General features: G+C 62.4%; 17 protein-coding genes. 10 read left to right on the forward strand and 7 right to left on the reverse strand.

Annotated features, from left to right (window positions below; genetic code table 11):
* Positions 1-2: 2 nt before the first annotated feature.
* The 6 genes from JI59_RS13395 to JI59_RS13420 form a co-directional block, all read right to left on the reverse strand.
* Complete coding sequence (locus JI59_RS13395) at positions 3-1,064, reverse strand: sugar phosphate isomerase/epimerase family protein (protein ID WP_038576177.1); 1,062 nt, start codon at positions 1,062-1,064, stop codon at positions 3-5.
* Entirely contained in the window at positions 1,061-1,891 is an 831-nt protein-coding gene (locus tag JI59_RS13400) for an ATP-binding cassette domain-containing protein (protein ID WP_007012171.1), read from the reverse strand. The genes JI59_RS13395 and JI59_RS13400 overlap by 4 nt, the downstream gene beginning before the upstream one ends.
* Positions 1,888-2,754, reverse strand: coding sequence for an ABC transporter ATP-binding protein (locus tag JI59_RS13405; protein WP_007012170.1), 867 nt, complete (start codon positions 2,752-2,754; stop codon positions 1,888-1,890). Before JI59_RS13405 ends, JI59_RS13400 begins: the two co-directional genes overlap by 4 nt.
* A complete protein-coding gene (locus JI59_RS13410) occupies positions 2,751-3,572 on the reverse strand; it encodes an ABC transporter permease (protein WP_052117892.1) in 822 nt (273 codons plus the stop codon). The genes JI59_RS13405 and JI59_RS13410 overlap by 4 nt, the downstream gene beginning before the upstream one ends.
* Positions 3,573-3,664: 92 nt before the next feature.
* On the reverse strand, positions 3,665-4,711 hold the full coding sequence (locus tag JI59_RS13415; protein ID WP_202946082.1) for an ABC transporter permease: 1,047 nt from the start codon (positions 4,709-4,711) through the stop codon (positions 3,665-3,667).
* A complete protein-coding gene (locus JI59_RS13420) occupies positions 4,708-6,189 on the reverse strand; it encodes an ABC transporter substrate-binding protein (protein WP_038576178.1) in 1,482 nt (493 codons plus the stop codon). The genes JI59_RS13415 and JI59_RS13420 overlap by 4 nt, the downstream gene beginning before the upstream one ends.
* Before the next feature lie 210 nt (positions 6,190-6,399).
* Between JI59_RS13420 and JI59_RS13425 the strand changes: the two genes are divergently transcribed.
* From JI59_RS13425 to JI59_RS13455, 6 genes are all read left to right on the forward strand, one after another.
* Complete coding sequence (locus JI59_RS13425; RefSeq protein ID WP_144401107.1) at positions 6,400-7,392, forward strand: GntR family transcriptional regulator; 993 nt, start codon at positions 6,400-6,402, stop codon at positions 7,390-7,392.
* Positions 7,393-7,800: 408 nt separating this feature from the next.
* The gene (locus tag JI59_RS13430; protein WP_007012165.1) at positions 7,801-10,176 is read left to right on the forward strand and encodes a TonB-dependent receptor; all 2,376 of its coding nucleotides are present in this window, start codon (positions 7,801-7,803) and stop codon (positions 10,174-10,176) included.
* 62 nt (positions 10,177-10,238) lie between these two features.
* Entirely contained in the window at positions 10,239-11,675 is a 1,437-nt protein-coding gene (locus JI59_RS13435; protein WP_007012164.1) for an NAD(P)-binding domain-containing protein, read from the forward strand.
* Between the two features lie 364 nt (positions 11,676-12,039).
* Positions 12,040-12,384, forward strand: coding sequence for a hypothetical protein (locus JI59_RS13445; RefSeq protein ID WP_007012163.1), 345 nt, complete (start codon positions 12,040-12,042; stop codon positions 12,382-12,384).
* Between the two features lie 1,080 nt (positions 12,385-13,464).
* Positions 13,465-13,884: a hypothetical protein gene (locus JI59_RS13450; protein ID WP_007012162.1), complete on the forward strand. Its 420-nt coding sequence runs from the start codon at positions 13,465-13,467 to the stop codon at positions 13,882-13,884.
* A 70-nt stretch (positions 13,885-13,954) separates the two neighbouring features.
* Entirely contained in the window at positions 13,955-14,227 is a 273-nt protein-coding gene (locus JI59_RS13455) for a hypothetical protein (protein WP_007012161.1), read from the forward strand.
* A gap of 36 nt (positions 14,228-14,263) precedes the next feature.
* On the opposite strand, the gene JI59_RS13460 is transcribed toward JI59_RS13455, so the two are convergent.
* Positions 14,264-15,217: a tetratricopeptide repeat protein gene (locus tag JI59_RS13460; protein WP_007012160.1), complete on the reverse strand. Its 954-nt coding sequence runs from the start codon at positions 15,215-15,217 to the stop codon at positions 14,264-14,266.
* Between the two features lie 90 nt (positions 15,218-15,307).
* Between JI59_RS13460 and JI59_RS13465 the strand changes: the two genes are divergently transcribed.
* Genes JI59_RS13465 through JI59_RS13480 form a run of 4 tightly spaced genes read left to right on the forward strand, consistent with a single transcriptional unit; the run spans position 15,308 to position 21,317 of the window.
* Complete coding sequence (locus JI59_RS13465; protein ID WP_007012159.1) at positions 15,308-17,782, forward strand: cyclic nucleotide-binding domain-containing protein; 2,475 nt, start codon at positions 15,308-15,310, stop codon at positions 17,780-17,782.
* Entirely contained in the window at positions 17,782-18,648 is an 867-nt protein-coding gene (locus JI59_RS13470; RefSeq protein ID WP_007012158.1) for a hypothetical protein, read from the forward strand. The genes JI59_RS13465 and JI59_RS13470 overlap by 1 nt, the downstream gene beginning before the upstream one ends.
* A gap of 7 nt (positions 18,649-18,655) precedes the next feature.
* Positions 18,656-20,425, forward strand: a complete 1,770-nt coding sequence (locus tag JI59_RS13475) for a cytochrome c3 family protein (protein ID WP_007012157.1) — start codon at positions 18,656-18,658, stop codon at positions 20,423-20,425.
* Positions 20,426-20,468: 43 nt separating this feature from the next.
* Entirely contained in the window at positions 20,469-21,317 is an 849-nt protein-coding gene (locus tag JI59_RS13480; protein ID WP_007012156.1) for a phosphodiesterase, read from the forward strand.
* The last annotated feature ends 112 nt before the right edge of the window (positions 21,318-21,429 follow it).

The raw sequence follows: 21,429 nt of genomic DNA on the forward strand, positions 1-21,429 counted from the left end.
AATCAGGCTCCAATCAGTTCCGGGCGTGCGGCCAGGGCCGCGCGAAGATGGGCGGCGCTGGTCTCCACGAACTTGTCGTGGGACTGACGAACGTCAGTGCGCACAAGCCGCAGCTCTTCGAGCGACTGCGCCTCACCGGCCGCAGCGCGGGCCTCGTAGCGCTCGGCCATTGCGTAAAGCTGCTCAAGCGCCGCGTCAGTCAGGTCGGGATGGCCTTCGCGCCATCGCGGGTCGTGGACGTGCAGCTGCATTTCCGCCCGCACCGGGCCAATGCCTTCGATGGTGAGGTTGATGTCCGGATTGTGCTTGAGCACGATGGCCAGGGCCTCGGGCCAGTCGATCAGGCCTTCGCCACAGGGGGCCAGAAACCGCGACAGGCCGTCCGGAGTGCGCCACAGGGCAGTATCGCGCAGTTGCGTCGTCCGGACGTAAGGCGCAAGGCGCGCGATGGCTTCCACAGGCACCTCGGCCCTGACCGGCAGGTTCGCCGGGTCGAGGCAAATTCCGATCACGTCGTCGCCAATGGCCTCGATAAGCCTGAGCAGTTCGAAGCTGGTGATCTCTTCGTGCGTTTCCAGGTTCAGGTGGACGCCATTTGCCCTTAGCACCGGCGCCAGAGACAAGAGGAACTTCTCCGTTGCCTGCAACTGATCGGCCCAGTCGGTGTCCGTGCGGAACCGGTCGGTAAAGAATATCCCCGGGTAGGGCTTGAAGCCGCCGACCGCGCTCCACGTCTCGGTCCAGCCGAATTCGGCACAAGTCTCGATCATCCGGGTCATTCCGGCGAGGTAGTTGCCGTCGCCCAGATCGCGCACGCCGGGCAGTTCGCTGGTCATGTAAGGATTGACCTTGCCGACCCCCATTTCGACATAGAGGTCGAGTTCGTTCGCAAGCGCACTGAAATCGGCGAGCCTCGATCGGTCGAGATCCGGAGCGAGTTCGTCGAGAGTGCGGATGTTGACGCCTTCGAGGCCTGCCTTGGCTGTGGCCCTGAGGGCATCGAAGGGATCGCCCCAGAGTGAGGCCCCCTTCATCAGCTTTATGTCTGTCCCAATCCTGTTCATGAACTGCTCCTCGATGTCGATAATGTGTTGCGCCGTGCCGCGCGTCTGGCTCGCTCGAGCTCCGGATCGGTTCGGGGAACGGCTTCCAGCAGGGATCGCGTGTAATCGGTGGCGGGCGCTTCGAAGATGGCTTCGCGCGATCCCTGTTCAGCCACGCGGCCCTTCTCGAGGACCACGATGTGATCGCACATGTATCGCACCACTGCGAGATTGTGGGCGATGAACAATACGGTAAGTCCCAGTGTTTCCTGCATGGATTTGAGCAGGTTGAGCACTTGCGCCTGGATCGAAACGTCGAGCGCCGACACAGGCTCGTCGCAGATCAGCAGCCTTGGCCGGGCGATCAACGCGCGCGCTATGGCAATGCGCTGGCGTTGACCGCCGGAGAACGAACGGGGATGGCGCCCGAGATGATCCGCAGAAAGGCCGACGAGTTCGAGCATCTCGACGCATCGTTCGCGCAAGTCACGCGGTGCTGTCCGGCCAACAAGCGGCTCGCAGATGATCCGCTCCACGGTCATGCGCGGATTGAGGCTGGAATAGGGATCCTGGAAAACCATTCCGATATCGTCGTGAAAGCGGCGCCATGCGGCCTGATCGCCAGCGGTCAGCTCATGTCCGTCATAGGTGACCGTGCCGCTGTCCGGGCGTTCGAGACCGAGCAGGCATCGCACTGTCGTGGACTTGCCGGATCCGGACTCGCCGACGAGCCCGAGGATGGTGTTCGGCGCGATCGAGAACGAGATGTCGCTGATCGCCAAGCGGGAAGTACGCCCCTTGCGGAACGATTTGGTGAGGCCTTCTGCCTGCAGGAGCAAATCGGTCATGAGCATGCTCCTTGCGCTACGCGGGGATCGCCAACGGTACTCAGGCGCTGATCGAGCGGTCCGTCGATCTGGGGCAGGGCCGCGAGAAGGGCGCGCGTGTAGTCCTCTCCGGGATTTGCGAACAGATCGTCGACCGGCCTGTCCTCGAGCAGATGTCCGCGGTAGATGACCGCCACCCTCTCGGCGAAGCCTGCCACGATTCCCAGGTCATGCGTGATGAGCAGGACCGACATCTGCATGTCGCGCGCGTAATCGTCGAGCACGTCCAGGACCTGTTCCTGCGCGCGCACGTCGAGGGCGGTGGTCGGCTCGTCGGCAATCAGCAGGCTGGGTTGGCAGATCAGGGCAGCGGCCAGCACCACGCGCTGTCGCATTCCCCCCGAGAATTCGTGCGGATAGGCGTTCATGCGCGCCTCGGCGTCCCTGACGCCCAGGCGTTCCAGCAGTTCGATCGCGCGGGCACGTGCCGTTTTCGGCGGGACACCGCGAATGCGCAGCGGCTCCATGACCTGGGCGCCGATGGTGCGGACCGGGTTGAGTGCAACCATCGGGTCCTGGAACACCATGGCTGCCATGCTGCCACGGATTTGCTGTAGTTTTCGCGCGCCAAGCCCGCAGATCTGTTGCCCGCACAGAACGATCGAGCCGCTCGTGCGCAGGCCGCGGTTCAATTGCAGGATCGCCCGCGAGGTGATGGACTTGCCGGAGCCGGATTCCCCGACCAGAGCGATGCGTTCCCCCGGCGCAATGTCGAGATCGATGCCGTGAACGAGCGGACGCCAGCCCTCGGGCGAAGGCGCATCGATCCGAAGGTCGCGGATGCTCAGGACGCGGTTGGGTGACCTTGAGATTTTCAATGTCATTTCCCTTCAAGGCTCGGGTCGAGGTGCACGCGCAGGGCATCGCCGAGCAGGCTGAACAGGACGGCGGACACGGTTATGGCGAGACCTGGAAAGGCGGTGATCCACCATGCTGTCGTCACGAAGTCGCGCCCATCCGCGATCATCGAGCCCCAATCCGCGCTCGGAGCCGGCGCACCGATCCCCAGGAAGGACAGACCTGCAATCATCACGATGACGCCCGAAACCTCGAGACTGGCGTGGACGAGGATTGCGTCGAGTGAATTGGGCAGGATGTGCCTGAGGAGAATGCGGCCCGGGGTTACCCCCATGAGGCCGGCGGCTTCCACGTAGGAAGTCCGCGAGGTCTCGCGCAGGACCGTGTGCATGAGCCGCGCGGTGCCGGGCCACATCGCCGCAGAGAGCGCGATCATGACAGCCATCAGCGAAGGCCCCATGACGGCGACTATCGCCATGGCCACGATGATCGGTGGAATCGCAAGCGCAACGTCGCACAGGCGCATCAGCCGCGATCCGGCCCATGCGGGCAGGAGGCTTGCCAGGCAGGCGAATGCAACGCCGAACAGGTTGCTGGCGATGACAACCGCGATTGCCGAAAGGAGCGTGAGGGGAGCGGCAGTCAATACCCGCGAAAACACGTCGCGGCCCAGATCGTCCGTGCCCATCCAGTGTCCGCTTTCCGGAGCGACGAATGCGTTGCCCAGATCGACGAGATAGGGATCGTGCGGCGCCAGGAACGGGCCCAGCAGGCTGACGACGAGCAGAACCCCAACCGATGCCGCCGGTAGCGTGGCCGGCCCCGTTCGAAGGCGCGCCGTCAAACGACCGAGGGGACCGGAGGTCGCGGGTCGAATTCGCTTCGATTCCGTTGAGGCGAATTCGCTGGAAGCAGAAGGAAGAACAGTCATATCGGTCAGGCCCCCTGTGAGGCGGCGGTGCTGCGCAGTCGCGGATCGAGCCAGATTTGCAGAAGATCGACGATCAGGTTTGCGCAGGCGAATACGGTCCCGATCACCAGCACGCAGCCCAGTACGGCAAAGATGTCCTGGTTGACGGCCGCAGCGGCAAGATAGGCTCCGATGCCGGGGATGCCGAAAGTGGTCTCGATCAGCAGCGAAGCGCTGGTCATCCAGCCGCACTGCATGCCCAGGATGGTGAGCGTGGGCGCTATCGTCGCCCTGAGCGCGTGAAAGGCGACCCGCACCGGCCCGGCACCGCAGGCGATGGAAAAGAGCACGTAATCCGAAGAGAGCGCGCCGATCATCGAGGAGCGGACGTTGCGGCCCACGACGGCGATGAAGGGAAGGCTCAGGCAGATGGCAGGCAGCAGCAGGTGGATGAAGGCATCCCACACGGCCTCGCCGTTGCCCGCCAGCGCCGCGTCAATGACAGTCGCGCCTGTTCTTGCCGGCATGGCGAGCGCATAGCTGGTCGCTCCGGAAATCGGGAAAAGCTGCAGCCGGTGACCCAGCCACCATTGCAGGATAATTGCCGCCCAGAAGATCGGAATGCCCCCAGCCAGAGCCAGCAGGATCCTGACAGTCAGATCGCCCTTCTTCTGACGCGCCGATGCGGCAATCGTACCCAGGCCAATGCCAACGAGCGCGGTCATCGCCATGCCGATCGCCACGACTTGCAGTGTCATCGGCAGCCGCGTCGCCAGATCGCTCAGGATCGGCTGATGCGTGGTGGTCGAGCGGCCCAAGTCGCCCCTGACCATCTGCCCGAGGAAACCGGCATATTGCATCACGACGGGCTGGTCGAGGTGGAGCACTGTGCGCATGTGCTCCACCTGGTCGGGCGTGGCGAACCGGCCCGCGGCAACTCTGGCCGGATCGCCCGGGATCAGCTTGGTGAGAAAGAATACCAGGGTCACGACCCAGAACACGGTCTGGAGCAGGAACCACAAGTGCCGGACGGCAAAGCGGCCAGCCATGACAAGGGGCGTTTGACTTATCATTTGCGGGCAACCTGTGTGCGAGTGTTGGCGGTGATCGTCAGCGTCGTCGGATCGATGAGCTGGAAGGTCGGGCGAAATTCGGGGCCACCCACCTGGGCACCCGTCACCACTGCGATCTGTGAGTCGGCGATGTTGATCAAAGGCTGGTCCTTTGCGATCAACGCCTGGGCCGACTTGAAATCGCTGCACGCCTTGTGCGCATCCGATGCGTTGAGGCCGGCACGCAGCAGGCTGTCGACCTTGGGATTGGAATAGATCGAGTAGTTCGTCATGCCGATGTGTGCGCTGTCGAAAATCCGCGACAACATCGGCCCGATCTCGGGATAATTGGGAAAGTCCCAGAGGATGCTGATCTCGGGCAGACTGTCCGGATTGCCCAGCATCGCCATGTACTGCGGGAAAGTGACGGGTTGCAGGCTGAGCTTCAGTCCGATCTGTTGCAGTCCCGACTGAAGTGCCAGGGCTGCTCGACGATGCTCTGCGAATGCCGGATTGTACGCCATCGACAGAGCCTTGCCTTGCGCGCCTGCGGCCTTGACGAGCCTGCGCGCCGCAGCGAGATCCCTGCCGGGCGATGGCAGTTCGATCCTGCATTTCACCGAAGGTGCGGCAATGCCGGATGCGACGCTGCCGTAGCCGTCGAGGATCGTCTCGACGTGGCCTTCGTAGTCATACGCCAGCGCAATGGCCCGGCGAATACGTCGATCGCTCGTCAGCCCGTTGCGCATGTTGAGGAAGGCGTATGTCTGCAACGGCGTGGGAAGCCGCGCGACCCTGAAGTCAGGTATTTGTTCAAGCTGCAGGACATCGGGAATGGCGAGGGTGATTCCGACGTCGACAGTGCCGGCCTGAAGCTCCTGGGAGATCGTGCTTGAATTGGGCAAGTACAGAAACGAGAGCTTGTCGGGTCTGGCGGGATCGTTGCGCCAGGATTTGTCGTACCGGGTAAAGGTCGAGCGCTGACCGGGAATGTACATGGACAACCGATAAACGCCCGAACCGGCCTCGTGCGATGCGAGCCACGACTGGCCGTGATCGGAGCCGGCATGTTGTTGCACGAGCGCGGAATCGAGAATGTAGATCTTGCTCAGGGCGGAAATGAAGGTGACGTTGGGCCGGGCCAGTTGGATCGTTACGTCCAGCGGGCTGGACGACGTCGCTTGCATATATTCGGAAACGAACGCCGCCGTGCCCATGCCCAAGGTCTTTATTCGATCAAGCGTGTAGATGACGTCCTTTGCCGTAAACGCATTGCCGCTGTGGAACGTCACGTTCCGGCGCAAGGTCAGCGTCACGGAGCGACCGTCCTCACCGATGCGCCAGGCGGTTGCCAGCGCAGGCCGCAGGTTCCCCTTTTCGTCGAAATCGACCAGTTTGTCATAGGCCGAGGCGACCGTCAGTTCGTTCTGGACGTCCGAGGTCATGATGGGGTCGAGGCTCTGCGGCGCGGTATTCGAGCCGACGACAATCTTATTCATTCGCTGGGAATGGCGAGTCTGGGCAGGGCTGCACGACTGCAGGGCAATCGAAAAGCCCAACAGTATCAGGGCCGACTTGTATCGCATGCGATCACCGCGTCCGCGTTGTGGAGATTATCAGGTCATGCTCGGGGCGTGCCCCGAGCTGCTCACTTAGCTCTTGCATGGTCGATTCACTCCCCTGCTGCTGTGTGAGCTACGGTTCTCAACTTGGATCGCTTCTGTCAAGTGGATCCAGAATTAAAAAGTGATATCTATTCGACAATTGTCGTTTTTTGGCGTATCGCATTCATCCAGGCGGTTGGTGTTAAGCCGGATAACTGGAAACCGGCCGTCGATTATCGTGAGACGCAGGAAACGTCCGAATTACGCGAGGATGGAACATTGGTTCAAAGACAGATAAAAACGGCGGAAAAGGCCGACATGGGGAGCGGGCAGAAATCCCTCGCTCTGGAGCCTGGGCCGCGCGAGGCAGGCGATGCTCATCGGTGGCTGAGGGATGCGATCATCAGCGGCGAGCTCGCTGCCGGAGAAATCGTCACTCAGGAGGAGCTGACACAGCGCATAGGTGCGAGCCGGACGCCAATTCGCGAGGCGGTACGCCGCCTGCAGCAGGAAGGACTGGTGGTTTCGCAGGCAAACAAGCGTGTGCAGATCGCCGATTTCTCGATCGCCGATCTTGAAGATCTCTACATCTTGCGCATCTCGGTTGATGCGATTGCGGTGCGGCTGACCGTGCAATCGCTTGCTCCGGAAATGCTTGCCGAGTTGTGGGGCCTGATCGCGCAAATGGATCATTTCGCGCTTTCGGAGGATTACGACCGGTCGGAAATCCCGCATCGGAAGTTCCACCAGCTTCTCTCCTCCAGCGTTGGCGAACGCATGTCCCGGCTGCATTCGGAGCTGTTCGATCATTCCGACCGGTATCGCCGTGCATTCTCGGGAAGCATTCCGGGGGGATACTGGCCGCGGCGTCATATCGAGCATCGTCATATTCTCGAGGCTGCCGAGAAGCGGGATTGTGATCGGGCAGTTCTTCTGACCGCCGAGCATTACGGCCGTTCGGTACTGGAGGAAATGCGGGTCATCGATCCGGACTACGTGCCGGAACGGCTCTACACCGCTCTGCGCGCTGCAGGTGGAGTTCCAGATCCGGAAAAGCTGGTCGCGCACAATGCTGTTCCCAGGAAGAAGGCCGGATAGAACGCAACACGGTCTTCCAAGATTGAAGAAGGGCGCCGACCAGCCGGCGCCCTTTTTTTGTGCGATGCGCGCACGTGGGCGTTTGCGGCTTCACAGATGGCCCCGGGTGCGCGCTGTTACGCGGGCCCTGCTTCGGCTTGCGCCGATGAACAGTTCGGAGGGGCGAGCCATCCTTCGGAGGAGAGCCCCAAGTCTTGCGCACCATTGCAAATAATAAATATCAAAAATGAAAGTGGATCCATCTGTTGACATGGGTTCGATTCGTGTGGTTAGATCGAGTCATCAGGGAGCAAGAAGTCAAAACCGCTCCGAAACAGCAATCGATGAAATGCAGGGACTGAGGATGCCGCACGCGTACGCGGGGCGCGATTGTCTTTGCCGGCTAGGCTGGCGGTATCGGGGGATTCCATGAGCAGATTCGCAGAAGAATTGATTTTTGTCGGCTTGGCTGGGCAGCGCTCCGCAGGCAGTGTGTTCCGCTCGAAAAAAGCGAGCGTGCTGGCCGCGGTCGGACTGGTTGCCATGGCCTGTCCGGCGCATGCGCAAAATGTGGCTCCGGAGGCGGAGAAAGCCACTCAGGGCCTGGATATCATCGTCACCGCGACACGGCGCGAAGCGCGTGCGCAGGATATTCCGATCGCTGTCAGTGCCTATTCGGCGCAGGACATCGCCAAGGCAAACTATCGCAATCCCGGGGATTTGCAGTACGTTTCGCCGAGCGTTCAGGTCAGTACAAGCGGAGGCAGCGGCTTCACCGTCCGCGGGGTTGGCACCAACAGCTTCAACGCCGCGTCAGAGCAGACTGTCGGCATGGTCATCGACGGCATCGTCTACGGCTTCGTTGACGATATCGGCGCGGATTTCAGCGACATTGCGCGGGTCGAAGTCCTGCGAGGACCTCAGGGCACCCAGTTCGGGAAGAACGCATCGGCGGGTGTCGTCAATATAATGACCGAACGACCGACAACTGATCGGATCTATGGCGTTGGTCATTTCTCGTACGGCAGCTTTAACGATACCAATGCAAGTGCCAGGCTGAACCTCCCCTTGTCGGACGACCTGGCGATGATGGTCGTGGGATCTTACCAGAATCGGGATGGCTGGGTCTACAATCCGGTCAAGGACAAGGATGAGGGCGACACGCATCAGTACGGCGTCAAGGCGAAGTTCCAATGGACGCCTTCACCCGATTTCGATGCCTTCGTGAGCATCGATTACAGGAATAATTACACTTCTCCGAATTTCCTCTCCACCTATCGGTCGCTCGGCATCGGGAACGGCGCCATTCCGCCCGGTTTCGGCATTCTGGACTATGGGATCGTTCCCGGTCCTGAAAATACCCAGGCCGGCATTTCCAGCGATGCTTTCAGGCGGACGAAAACAGGTGGCGTGTCACTTGAAGCGAATCTTCACCTCGGCGATTACACGTTGACCTCGCTGACGGCCTATCGCGAACTCAATCGAAACATTTACCGAACCCTCGGTGGAACGCCGATCGTGTTCGCGGAAGGCCCCTTGAAGGACGAGAACAACCAGGTTTCTCAGGAACTCAGGCTCGTATCGCCAACCGGTGGTCCAGTCGAATTCGTCGGCGGTTTGTACTACTACCGCAGGCACGGCAAGAGCGCCGGATTGCTGGCAGGCGATTTCGGCGGCCTTGCTAGCCTCTTCTATGGAGAGGGCGCCCGCATCGCCGATTCCGGCGGCGAGGACCATACGCGCAACACCGTGACAAGTTTCGCGAGCTACGTGGACGGGCGCGTGAGCCTGACCGACAAGCTGAAACTGATTGGCGGTGCGCGCCTTACTTACGACAAGTCGAGCGCACACCTCTCCACTGTCGCGGTTCCCGATGTGTACGGACCCTTTGGACCGGTCCTGAATCCGGCGGGTTCGGCAAAGACGGACAATACCGATTTCTCCTGGCGTATTGGTGCGCAATACGAATTTTCGCCCGAAGTCATGGTCTATGCGACGGCGACGCGCGGCTACAAGGGGCCTCTGGCCTTGCCGGTGGCGGGGTCGACGCCGCGCATTGTCGCGCCGGAGACCGTCCGGGCCTATGAAGCCGGCATCAAGTCGACACTTCTCGACCAGCGCCTGCTGTTCAACCTCACGCTGTTCACCCAGAAGTTCCGGAATTTCCAGACAAGTGTACTCGACACCTCGCTGGTTCCTCCGCAGTTCGTCATCAGCAATGCGGGCGGCATGCGCTCGAGAGGTGTCGAACTGAGTGTTTCGGCGCGCCCGGTCCCGGCTCTTACCTTCACCGCTGACGGCACCTTCCAGGATGCGAAGTTCACGGACTTCCGCGCGAGCTGTTATTCGGAATACGAACCTATCGGACTGCCGGTCACTACTGATCCCGATGCGCGTGGTGCCTGCTACACGGTCCCCGGTACCTCGGACAGCTACATACAGGCAGCCGGTGATCCACTGCCCAACGCCAGCCGCTGGAATGTCTCGCTTTCGGCCGCCTACGACCAGGATCTGGGCGACGAGCTGAAATTCGATGCCGTTGCACGCTATGTCTACCGCTCCGCTTTCTACACGAACGGCGTAGATCCCAATACGCGTATCGGCGGATATGGCATCGTCAACGCGAATATTGGCCTGGGTGCGCAGGATGACTCATGGCGCGTCGGCGTCTTTGCCCGAAACCTGTTCAATACATATTACGTGGCGGCCATCGAGACCGGGATCTTCGATACCGGCGGCTTGACCAATGTCATCAGTCCTGAGGCGCGGCGCACCCTTGGCGTCGTCCTGGATGGCCGCTTCTGAGGCGCGCATCCAGTGCCGCGCTTCGCTCAACATCGAACAATGCAACAAACGGGATGCAACAGATGAGTCTTTCCGATCTCGAAGCCAAGATCGCGCACGATCTTGAGACCCTCAACTATGGACGACCCAACATCGTGCGTCCGCGTACGCATCCCGATGGTCACGTTTATGACGTGCTCATCGTGGGGGGCGGGCAGAGCGGACTGGGGGCTGCATTCGCTCTTCTGAGCGAGCGCATGACCAACATCCTGGTGATCGACGCCAATCCCGAGGGCTTCGAAGGTCCTTGGGAAACCTATGCCCGCATGCGCACGCTGCGCACGCCGAAGCAGCTTACCGGCCTCGATCTGGGCATCCCCAGCCTCACGTTCCGGGCGTGGTACGAGGCCCAGTACGGGCTGGAAGCGTGGGAGGAACTGGACAAGATCTCCCGCTCGGAGTGGATGCGCTACTTGCGCTGGTATCGCCAGGTCCTGGAATTGCCGGTTCGCAACGACACGCGCACCACGCAGATCGAACCTTTGCCGGGCGGCATCTATCGTGTGCATCTCGAGAAGGGGGCGCCTCTGCTGGCGCGTAAGGTCGTTCTTGCCACCGGCATCCAGGGCGGCGGGGAGTGGCATATTCCCGAGATGATGAAGGCGCTGCCTCGCCATCTCTACGCCCACACTTCGGAGATGATCGATTTCGGCGCTTGGCGGGGCAAGAGAATCGCCATCCTGGGCGGTGGCGCCTCGGCGTTCGACAATGCCGCGACTGCGCTTGATGCAGGGGCAGATGAAGTCCAGGTCTTCATGCGCCGCCGCGAGATTCCGCAGGTCAGTCCCATTCCGTTTCTCGATCAGAATGGTCTGCTCGCCCGGTTCGGTTCGCTGGATGACCGGATGCGCTACATCATGACGGAGCAATTCCTCCGCCTCGGCCAGCCGCCCACGAACGACATGTTCGACCGAGCGGCGGCCCATCCCGGGTTCGGGCTCAGGCTCGGATGTCCGTGGAACGGCGTGCGTGAAATCGACGGCAAGGTTGAGATCTCGACGCCCGAGGGCCTCGAATACTTCGATTTCGCAGTGCTTTCCACCGGTCTTGTGACCGATCCCCGGCTTCGCCCGGAATTGAGCCTTGTTTCCGACAAGATCCGTCTGTGGGGTGATCTGGACCTCGATGTCGGCGAGTACAAGAGCGCCCTTGTCGACAGTCATCCCTACCTCAGCCCGGCGTTCAGCTACACGGCCAAGGATCCGAATGATTCTGCGATGGCCGCTGCGGTCGGCGGCATCTTCCCGTTCAATTTTTCGGCGCTGGTAAATTTCAGCCTGGTTGCATCCGGACTGGCCGCGCTCTCGTACGGACTGAAGAGGCTCGTTGCGGGGCTTTCGGACCAGTTCCTGCGTGAAGACGTGAACGAGCTGTTCGCCGACTATCTGGCTTACGATGAAAAGACCTGCGAGTTTGACGTGAGCCGGTTCGTGCGCAGCCCGCAAGCTGTCGATGGTTAGGGGCGCTGGATGATAGCGCTGCTACGGAGGACTGCATAGCCGCGCGTTTCGGCAATGAACCTTCGGGTCGCTAATATATCGAATGAAGGGGGGCAGTTTGCTGGCCGCGCCGGCGGTGATGCAAAATGCCCCCCAAGTCCTGCTTGCGCGCGGCCTTGCCGGCTTCATGGGACATATCGGTCGGGCCACTTGGGCCGGGACACTTCGGTGCCTCACCTCGGGGTGCCGCTATCTGGTCACTGATGCCTTGATCGGTCCTGGCCGCGTTTTGCCGGGGCCGCTTGCGGTCAGATGAAGATATTCAGGCGCCGGATCGAAGCGAAATCCTATTGAAGTCGGCACGCAGCTGGCGGATAATGCTGCGGTGCAAAAGTATCTCAAGACAGCGTTCTGGACGGCGATGGCCTTCGCCTTCGTCATGGCGATCGTTCCCGGTTCCAACGATCTGCCCGGCATCGTGCCGGATAAAGTCCAACATATGGCGGCATTTGCGAGCTTGGCGATACTGGGTACGCTGGCTTATCCGCGCATTCCCCGGCTGCTGCTGGCTCTGGGGCTTGTCGTCGTGGGCGGACTGATAGAGGTGGTGCAGATGATACCTGCGCTGCATCGCGATGCGGAATGGGGGGACCTGTTCGCCGATACCTTCGCAGTGGCGCTCATCCTGGTCTGCATGCAGTTCGTGCTCAAGGCGTTGCCCAGCCGCTGAGCCAAGGCAACGGGTGTACGGGGGACAATGTTGCCTGCCGCCACGCGTTCGGGGCTTTTCAGCTATGCCTGTCTCGCCGGCGGAGTGACAATAACCCTCCGGTGCCTTAGCGTCCCTCGGGTGAAGCGGGCGTTGCGATGTTAAATCTGCTTAATCGTTGGTGCATTGCGGCGGATTCGCCTCGCCGGGGCATATACCTTATGATAGTTTCCATTGTTAGTGGAAGGGTGAGGGGCAGCTTGATGAGACGTGCTTCCCAATTCGTCTTGAATTTGACTGCCGCGAAGACCCCATTCGCAGATGGAAAGGACTGTCCGGAGCTCTGCCACCTGGGGAATCGTCAGGTCAGAATTAGCGCATGACCCGCTGATGATTCATCCGTTAACGCCGGCCGGTACAAGCCCCCCTGCTATTGCGTAGCCGGCACGGCAATGGTCCCGGCGCCGGTTTCAGGACGGCTGCAAAGCCTCCCGTTTCCGACGTCGGGACTTCATCCATGACCGGTCAGGTCTGCTTGCTTGAAGGAAGTGCGCGCCTCAACAGGCATCGACCGTGTGCTTGTGGCCGCTTCGGAGGCATCCAAAATTGTACAATTGCGACAAGATTGGGGGTTCTCTCCCGTTGCAATTACTTGCCAAGTAAATGTTGCTATCAAAGCGCGAATTTTCCGTAATTCGTAAGTGCCGAATTTTCCTTATTTGTTTTGTATTGAACTGGATCATCGTACGCATTAACCTGATCTTGCTCTGAACTCTTTGCGGTCCTTTTTTGCAAGATGGAGGGAGAGGCAGTGGTTTTGCAGGCCGGTCCTGTTCTTGCGAAGAGCCAAGCTCGAAGCGTGCAGTTGTTTCTTGCTTTGCGTTCGGGGAACGCCTTTTTCTCAGACTTTTACGTGACCAAGCCCGACTTACAGGGCCTGATGGACGTCGTTCCACGTGGACGGCATCCCTCTCGTGACTTTCCGCCTCCTGCTCGCACAACCACCGAGAGTTGCAGGAGGCGGAAAATTGTCTGCACGCGAAGCGAGCGATGATGGACTGCGCTTCCTGTCGTTGCCTGGCGGTATCGGGACTTGTCGGCTTGTCGCTTGCGGCAAGCGCCTGCGGGGCAGGGGGCGATGAACGCCCACTCGTGCCGCCAAGCGAGGACGCCTCTGCCGATGCTTCCGTCGATACCGCGTCGATGGCGATTGCCAGCGAAGCTGCAACGCAGCCGTTCGAGGCGTCTTCGCCGCCTCCGGTTGTCATGGCTGAGGCGCGCATTCCGGCCGCGCCCCCTGTCAGGCAACTCGTTCGCGGCATGGAAGATCTGGAAGGAAAATGCCTTGCCAGGGTGGGGGCACTAACCAGCGCTACTGTTCTCGGCACCAGGCGTATCGACGAGGCGGCCGATGCGATCGAGATCTACGTGAACGTCGAGGGCGCTCAGGCCCCCTGGCTATGCCGCGGCAATCGTGACGGAAGCATCGTCCGCGTCATGAACACGGACGGCGAGGGCTAGCCTTGCAGCGCTGGATGCGCCCAGGGTCGTTCCTTTCAGTTCGCCTGAAAAGCGCCGGAGACCTGCAGGGATGAGATGGCTCTTTGGAATATTCCTTGCGCTTTACATCCTTGCGCTTCTCGCCCTGACTGCCGGCACCTTGGGCTGGTTGGAGCAGGACAAGAACGCGCTATCAGGCCTGTTCCTCACGGTTCTGGGCATGCCTTGGAACGCGCTCGCCGATCAATTCGGTCCGCGATCGGTGGCGACGACAGTGCTGGCACCCGGCGTGAACCTCGCCATTTTCGGCCTGCTTGCGCAGTTATTCCCTTCCGATGCGCAGAAGGGCGACGAGCGGCCGTAAGGCGGACAGTCTTGATCGAGGGGCTGTGAGGCGCTCTTATTTTTCCCGAATGCCAAGCATCCCTGCCTGCTGGCGCAGGTAATCGGCCTTGCCCGGATTGGCGGCGATGGCATCGGTGAGGGCCTTTTGCGCCTTCTCCGGCTGGTCGAGCGTGCGGCGGCTGCGCATGAGCATGATCCATCCGTCGATATTGGACGGATCGCTTTCCAGCCGCTGTTCAAGGCGTGACACCATGCCCTCGGCCATGTTGCGCTGCTCGCCGGGTGCGATGCGCGAGGCATTGGCGAGGTCCTGTGCGCTGGGGCCGGGAATGCCGCGGGCCGCAGCCGGAAGTGAAGCGCCGGCCGGAGCGCTGGAGGCGGCCTTGCTGTTCGCGGCGGCGAGCTTGTCGGCAACGTCGATCTGGTGGATCTTCCCCACCTGTTCGATGGTGCGCACAAGGTCGGCACGCCAGGGCGCATCGGCCGGACTGTCCTTCAGCAATGCGAGCCAGTCGTCCACGGCGCCCTGGTGATCGCCGGACAAGTCGCGCTTCACTGCCATGAAATAGCGCGAGCGCGGGTCCTTGGGGTCGATGGCGATGGCCTTTTCGAAGGCGCTGACGGCTTGCGGCGGCATCGGATCGCGATCGCTGGCCATGACCCGCGCCTCGCCAAGCGCGGACCAGAGGACGGCGGTGCCGGGCGCCAGCTCGGTTGCCTTGCCATAGGCGTTTGCCGCTTCGGCGAATCGCGCCGCCTCGAAATAGGCGAGCCCAAGGCGTTGCCAGGCTGCAGAATCCTTGGGCGTGTCCTTGGCCGCTTTCTCGAGATCGTCGATCGAGGCACTGGCCGGCAAAGAAGTTGATGCGGCCATGGCAGCATTGCCTGATGCAGTGTTAACCTCGTCACCGCGCAGTATCGCAGCCCCCACGGCCCCGGCGGCGACAAGTCCTGCAAGTACCAAAGCGATTCTTTGCGGACGAAATATTGTCGTCGTCGGTTGTGTCATCGCTAATTCCCATTCATTACAGTACCGTCGGCTGAGGGGACAGGCCACGGATCAGCTTTGCGCAAATGCGGTTTTTCGCGTGGCTTTGCAATGTTCGGTCGGCACGACGAGGGGGAAGTTGTGAAAGATCGCGTCCGTATCGCAATTATCGGCTCCGGCCCCGCAGGCATGAGCGCGGCGGGCAGGGCGGCCAGGCTGGGCATGTCGCACGTCCTGCTGGAAAAGACCGATCACCTGTCCGACACCATCTTCAAGTACCAGAAGGGCAAGCACGTCATGGCGACGCCTTCCTCGCTGGTGCTGCGATCCGATTTCGAGTTCGATGCGGGCAAGCGTGAACAGATCCTCGGGATCTGGGACGAGCAGGCCGCAAGCAATGCGATAACCGTGCGTTACAAGTCGGAAGTCACCAAGATCGAGGGCGAAAAGGGCGCGTTCGTCCTGACGCTCAAGGGCGGGGACACGATCGAGGCCGAAGCGGTGATTCTGGCCATCGGCACCCAGGGCAACCCCAATCGCCTGCGCTGCGAAGGCGCAGACATGCCGCATATCCAGTACCAGCTGGACGATCCCACCGAATATGTGGACGAGCACATTACGGTCGTGGGTACCGGCGATGCCGGGATCGAGAACGCGCTGGGCCTTGCCGCCGATCCGGCGCAGGGCAATGTCGTCACGATCCTTAACCGCGGTACCGAATTCGCGCGAGCCAAAGAGGCTAACGTCAAGCTGCTCATGGAGGCCGAAGCCGCCGGACGTATCATCATCCGCAATGAGACGACCCCGGCGCAAGTGCGGCCCGGCGAACTTCTGCTCGATACCCGCGACGGGCAGGAAACCATCCGCTGCGACCGCATCATCGCGCGCACCGGCTCGGCCCCGCCGCGCAAGTTCGTCGAGGATTGCGGCATCGAATTCACCAGTCCCGAGCGCGAGGCCTTCCCGGTGCTGTCGCCGGTATTTGAGACGACGCGCCCGGGCATTCACGTCATCGGCGCGCTGGCGGGCTATCCGCTGATCAAGCACTGCATGAACCAGGGCTACGATGTCGTCGAATTCCTGAACGGCAATACCGGTCTCAAGCCTGCCGACGAACCGATCCTGGCGGAGAAGTTCGCGGCTCTGCCAGGCCAGCGCAGCGTCGATGAATGGCTGGAACTGTTCGGCGGCCGGATCGAGATCTTCCGCGACATTTCGGCGCTGCAACTGCGCGAACTGATGCTCGATTCCGACGTCAGTGCCTTTCGCAAGGGCGAGGTGGTATTCCAGCGCAATGAGCCGGGCTCCTCGCTCTTCGCCATCGCCGAAGGTTCGGTGGCGGTGGAGGTCAACAAGGACGATCCCTCGATCACCGTGCCGATCGGGCAGGGCTCCATCTTCGGCGAGGTCGGCCTCATTTCCGGCCGCCGCCGCGGCTCCACCGTGCGCGCGGCGCAGGACCTGATCGTCGTTGAACTTTCGCGTTCCGCCGCGCTGAAGATGATGGCCACGGCCCCGGCCGCGGCCAAGGTCGTCAACCGCATCGCGATCGAGCGCCAGCTCCTCCAGATATTCGGCTCGGGCCTCACCCCGGACGACATCGCCGAGCTGGTCGATGGGGCGGAAGTCAAGGAACTGCGCGCCAACGAAGTGCTGATGAAGGAGGGCGAGGAAGGCACCGACATCTTCATCATCCGCCGCGGTTCGATGATCGTCGAGCGCCAGATCGGCGGCAAGCCGGTGTTCCTCAGCTACCTTCCGGCCGGCGCCTATGTCGGCGAGATGGCCGTGATCGATGGCTCGCGCCGGTCCGCGACGGTGCGAGCGGCGATCAAGTCCGAAGTCATCCGCTTGCCGGGTGAGGCTTTCGTGCGTCTGCTGGCGCGCAAGCCCCAGCTCAAGCAGAAGGCCTTCGCCGAGATGGAGCGACGGCGCGAAATCAATACTTTCGTCGAAGGACGCAAGGAGAACTTCTCGAGCGTCGTCGACATGTATTCCCAGACCGCGCAGTTCCTGGTCGACAACGGCATCGGCGAGGCGACCGACGTGCTGTTGATCGACGAGACGCTCTGCGTGGGATGCGACAATTGCGAGAAGGCCTGCGCCGACAGCCATGACGGCCTCTCGCGGCTCGACCGCGAGGCGGGAACGACTTACGCGCATCTTCATGTGCCGACCTCGTGCCGCCACTGCGAACATCCGCACTGCATGGCGGATTGCCCCCCCAACGCGATCCAGCGCGGCCCGGACGGGGAAGTCTTCATCTACGAGACCTGCATCGGCTGCGGCAACTGCCAGCGCAATTGCCCTTATGGCGTGATCCGCATGGATTCGGTGCCGCCGAAGAAGCCCTCGATCCTCTCGTGGCTGTTCCTCGGCAAGGGGCCTGGGCCGGGTGAGCCGAGCAAGGCCTGGCGCAAGGCGCATGCCGACGGCGTCGAGCGGCCCAAGCAGGCGATCAAGTGCGACATGTGCGCCGGGATCGACGGCGGGCCCTCCTGCGTGCGCGCCTGCCCTACCGGGGCGGCGATCCGCGTTTCGCCGGAAGCCTTCCTCTCGGTCGCCAAGCTGGCGGAGGGCGAATAATGGTCAGTGCGTCCGAAACCGGCCACGTTGCCAACCGCGAATATCGCAGCGATCACGAGGGTTTCCTGCGTCATCGCGGCTTCCGCTGGATGAAGATCGCGACTGCGCTGTGCGTGGTGTGCATTGCGGCCTATTTCCTCACCGATCCCAAGCCGCGGCCCGGCGGCGGTACCTGGATCGGCTATACCCTGGGCACCATCGGCGCCCTTTTGATCGTCTGGCTCTCGCTGCTGGGCATCCGCAAGCGCGCGATCACCGAGGGGCGCTGGTCCCTCAAGGCCTGGACTTCGGCGCACGTGTACCTTGGCCTTTCGCTGATCGTCGTGGCGACGCTGCACACCGGCTTCCAGCTTGGCTGGAACGTCCACACCCTGGCCTATGCGCTGATGATGCTGGTGATCGTCTCGGGCATGTTCGGCATCTGGGCCTATGCTTCGCTGCCCACCGCGCTCAGTTCCAATCGTGAGCAGATGACGCAGGGGCAGATGGTCGACGCCATTCGCGCGCTCGACCGTCAGCTTAACGAAGCCGCGCAGCCGCTTGCGCGCGGGCCGTCCGATCTGGTGCTGGCAGCACTGGAGGAAGACCCGTTCTCGCCGGGCCTGCTGCGCCGCCTTTCGGGCCATTACCCGGGCTGCACGACGCAGAAGGCGCTGGAAGGGCTGGCACTTTCCGGCTCTGCCGATCCGGCGATCGAACGGGTGGAAAAGCTGCTGGTCCGGCGCAAGGCCCAGCTCGAGAGGATGCGCCGGCACATGCGCCTCAAGGCCATGCTGGAGGTGTGGCTCTACGTCCATGTCCCCGCCACGATGGCTCTGCTCGCGGCGCTGACCGCCCACATCGTTTCCGTGTTTTATTACTGGTGAGGGCGGCATGACTTTCAGGATCCGCCAGATCGAGCAGACCGCGACCGGACGCGAAATCGTCCGCGACCGGGACATTGCCGGCGAAACCCTCAGCATCGGGCGTTCGGCCGAGTGCGACATTCACTTGCCCGACCTCGCGGTGGAGCCGCGTCACGCCGAAGTCTCGGCCGTTTCGGGCGCACGGCTGCGCGTCGAGGCGGTGGGCACGCTCGGCTTCGTCGTCGATGGTGCGGAAACCCGCTCCGCTTCCATCGACAGCCTCGGCGGCGCCGAGCTGGGCTTCGGCACTTACCGCATCACCGTCTCGCAGGATGAGGACGGCGCGGTATTGCTAACCGTCCGCAAGGCGGAAACCGCCGCGACCCGTTCGGGGAACCTCGAGGAGAAGCGCGGCTTTTCGCTGGGCGGGGTTCTGCCGGGCAAGCGGCGGATGTCATGGGCGCTGGCGATCGTCATTGTCCTGGCGTTCCTGGCGCTGCCGATCGTGACCAACATCATGAGCGTGAAGGGGCCGCGGGCCGCGGACAAGAGCAGCGTCATCAACGACGGCAGCTGGAACCCGGGCGAACTGAGCCTCGCGCACCACTCGCTGACCGACAAGTGCGTGGCCTGCCACGTCAAACCATTCGAATCCGTACGGGACGAGACTTGCCGCAGCTGCCACAAGGACGTTCACGATCACGCACCGGAGGCGCGTCTCGCAGCGGCGCGCGGCAACCTGCCGCTGGGGCAGGCGGCCTTGTGGAAGGTGGCCCATGCTTTCGGCAAGGAAGGTCCCGGCGCCTGCCAGGATTGTCACTCGGAACATAAGGGGCCGACCCGTCTGACCGCGCCCAGCCAGCAGTTCTGCGCCGATTGCCACGGCCAGCTCAAGAGCAACCTGCCTGACACGCGGCTTGGCGATGCCGGCGATTTCGGCAAGCTGCACCCGCAGTTCACCGCGCGGGTGATCACCGATCCGGTGACGAGGCATCCGTCCTTCGTCTCGCTCGACAGCAAGCTGCGCGAGGACAACGGCCTGACTTTCCCGCACAAGCTGCACCTCGATCCGATGGGCGGCGCGGCGCGCATGGCCAGGAACATCGGGGCAGAGCGCGGCTATGGTTCCAACGGGCTGGAGTGCAAGGACTGCCACCGCAAGACCGAAGAGGGCGTACGCTTCAAGCCGATCGACATGGAGCGTGACTGCGAGGGTTGCCACAGCCTTGCCTACGAGCGCGTCGGCGGCATCGTGCGCCGCCTGCGCCACGGCGACGTCGAGCAACTGACCGCAGACCTGCTGGCGGCCAAGTGGGATCACAGCAAGCCGCTCGTCTCCAACCGCAAGCGCCCGGGCGAATATGCCGAGGGCGGGCTCTACCAGTTCCGTTATTCGGGCGGCGCCTGGCCGGGGCTGCAGCTTGACGTGGCGCTGTCGAAGGACGGCATCTGCGGCGAGTGTCACCGCCCGACGCGGATCAACGGCCGGCCCGGCGTCGTGCCGGTATCGCAGCCGATGCGCTATTTCGATCACGGCTGGTTCGACCATGCCGCGCACAAGCAGGAGAAGTGCACCACCTGCCACGCCGCAGAGACCTCGACCAGCGCCAGCGACGTGTTGCTGCCGGGGATCAAGACCTGCCGCACGTGCCATCTAGGTGAGGACGCACCCAAATCGAAGGTGCCATCGAGCTGCGCGATGTGTCATGGTTATCACATCACCGAGACGGGTTCGGCGGACCGGAAACCGGACGTCAACCTGTCATCTCCTAAGAAGGTCGCACTTCGGAGGGAGTAAGGCCCATGAATGGCATCAACGCAGGCTTCGCAAGGAAGCCCCAGTGCTGATCGCGCAAATAACGGACCTGCACATCGGTTTCAGCGGAAGCGAAACGGGGGGCTACAACACGCATCGCCTGAAGGCGGTGCTGGAACGCCTGGTGGATGGGCCGAACCGGCCCGATCTCTTGCTCATGTCCGGCGACATGACCGAGTTCGGCGACTTGCAAAGCTACGTGCGACTGGCCGAGCTGGTGCGCGACTGCCCGTTCCCGGTAGCGCCTATGGTCGGCAATCACGACACGCGCGCAGCGATGTTCGAGGCCTTCCCCGATTGTCCGGCCAGTGGCGGCTTCGTGCAGTACGCGATCGACCTCGGCCCGCTGCGGGTACTGGTTCTCGATACGCTGGAGGAAGGGCGCCACGGCGGTGCCTTCTGCGCGGCGCGAGCGGCATGGCTGTCCGCGGAACTGGCAGCGCACCCCGACCGGCCCACCGTCATTGCCATGCATCACCCGCCTTTCGAAAGCGGGATCGACTGGCTCGACAGCGATGAGCACGAGCCGTGGATCGGCCGCCTGATGGCGGCGGTCTCGGGCCACGCCCAGATCAGGGGCATCGTCGCCGGGCACCTGCACCGCCCGATCCACACCTTGTGGGAAGGCATCCCGGTCACCGTCGTCGGGTCCACCGCGGCGACGGTTGCGCTCGATCTGAACCCGGTTGACCCGGACAGGCCGGACGGTCGCACGATGATCTCAACCGAGCTGCCGGTCTATGCCCTGCATCGCTGGGACGGCCGCCGTCTCGTTTCCCATACCGAGGCCGTCGGTGCGCTCGACGCTCTGGCGCGCTATGACGAGGCGTTTCAGGAAGTGGTGCGCGTGATCGTGAGCGAACGGCCCGACTGACGCTGGCGATAGTTCCGAAGCCGTTTCGGGACCTGGTCTCTTTACTGGCTGCGCTGCGCCATTCACCCTGAGCCGGTCGAAGGGCGAGAGACGCCCAGCGCCCCCGCAGTCC

Origin of the sequence: Novosphingobium pentaromativorans US6-1, from assembly GCF_000767465.1 — a bacterium.
Taxonomy (GTDB): domain Bacteria; phylum Pseudomonadota; class Alphaproteobacteria; order Sphingomonadales; family Sphingomonadaceae; genus Novosphingobium; species Novosphingobium pentaromativorans.